Source organism: Actinomadura sediminis, from assembly GCF_042675525.1.
In the GTDB taxonomy this organism is placed as follows: Bacteria; Actinomycetota; Actinomycetes; order Streptosporangiales; family Streptosporangiaceae; genus Spirillospora; species Spirillospora sediminis.
The window spans coordinates 1-1,587 of the sequence record NZ_JBHTJA010000220.1 but is presented as its reverse complement, the minus strand read 5'-3'; the positions used below and the strand labels follow the sequence as shown (position 1 = coordinate 1,587).

The window sequence follows — 1,587 nt, the reverse complement described above, 5'->3', positions numbered from 1 at the left end:
GGTTCGGATGGTCAGCATCAGAGGATTCAGCGTTGGCGCATACCAGCGGGTACGGGAATATCAACCCGTTGTCCATCGACTACGCCTGTCGGCCTCGCCTTAGGTCCCGACTTACCCTGGGCGGATTAGCCTGCCCCAGGAACCCTTGGTCATCCGGCGCACACGTTTCTCACGTGTGATTCGCTACTCATGCCTGCATTCTCACTCCCACAGCCTCCACCACTCGATCACTCGGCGGCTTCACCGGCTGCAGGACGCTCCCCTACCCATCCCGAGCAAAACTCGGAATGCCACGGCTTCGGCGGTGTGCTTGAGCCCCGCTACATTGTCGGCGCGGAATCACTTGACCAGTGAGCTATTACGCACTCTTTCAAGGATGGCTGCTTCTAAGCCAACCTCCTGGTTGTCACGGCAACTCCACATCCTTTACCACTTAGCACACGCTTAGGGGCCTTAGCCGATGATCTGGGCTGTTTCCCTCTCGACTACGAAGCTTATCCCCCGCAGTCTCACTGCCACGCTCTCACTTACCGGCATTCGGAGTTTGGCTGACGTCAGTAACCTTGTAGGGCCCATCAGCCATCCAGTAGCTCTACCTCCGGCAAGAAACACGCGACGCTGCACCTAAATGCATTTCGGGGAGAACCAGCTATCACGGAGTTTGATTGGCCTTTCACCCCTAACCACAGGTCATCCCCCAGGTTTTCAACCCTGGTGGGTTCGGGCCTCCACACCGTCTTACCGGCGCTTCACCCTGCCCATGGCTAGATCACCCCGCTTCGGGTCTACAGCATGCGACTCAAACGCCCTATTCAGACTCGCTTTCGCTACGGCTACCCGCCACCGGTTAACCTCGCCACACACCATAACTCGCAGGCTCATTCTTCAAAAGGCACGCCATCACCAACAACATCCCGAAGAACATTGAGGAGGCTCTGACGGCTTGTAGGCACACGGTTTCAGGTACTATTTCACGACCCCTCACCGGGGCACTTTTCACCTTTCCCTCACGGTACTGGTCCGCTATCGGTCATCAGGAAGTATTCAGCCTTACCACGTGGTCGTGGCAGATTCACACGGGATTTCACGGGCCCCGTGCTACTCGGGAACACACCCAAGAGACACCGCAATTTCGTCTACCGGACTCTCACCGTCTACGGTCGGCCTTCCCATGCCGTTCGACTATCACGATGTTTTGTAACTCTCCGCCGGACTGGTAGACCCGACCGGATGGTCCCACAACCCCGCACACGCAACCCCTACCAGGTATCACACGCGCACGGTTTAGGCTGATCCGCTTTCGCTCACCACTACTCACGGAATCACTATTGTTTTCTCTTCCTGCGGGTACTGAGATGTTTCACTTCCCCGCGTTCCCACCAACCGCCCTATACATTCAGACGGCGGCGACACCCCATGACGAGTGCCAGGTTTCCCCATTCGGAAATCCCCGGATCAAAGTCTGGTTGCCGACTCCCCGAGGCATATCGCAGGCTCCCACGTCCTTCATCGGCTCCTGATGCCAAGGCATCCACCGTATGCCCTTAAAAACTTGAACACACAAAACGATCAAAACAAATCGCAGAT

At 56.7% G+C, this 1,587-nt stretch carries 1 rRNA gene (only partly in view); it reads right to left on the bottom strand.

The features are described 5' to 3' along the window. A 23S ribosomal RNA gene (locus tag ACFQ11_RS37385) occupies positions 1–1,558 on the bottom strand (it extends 1,621 nt beyond the left edge of the window). Positions 1,559–1,587 lie beyond the last annotated feature (29 nt).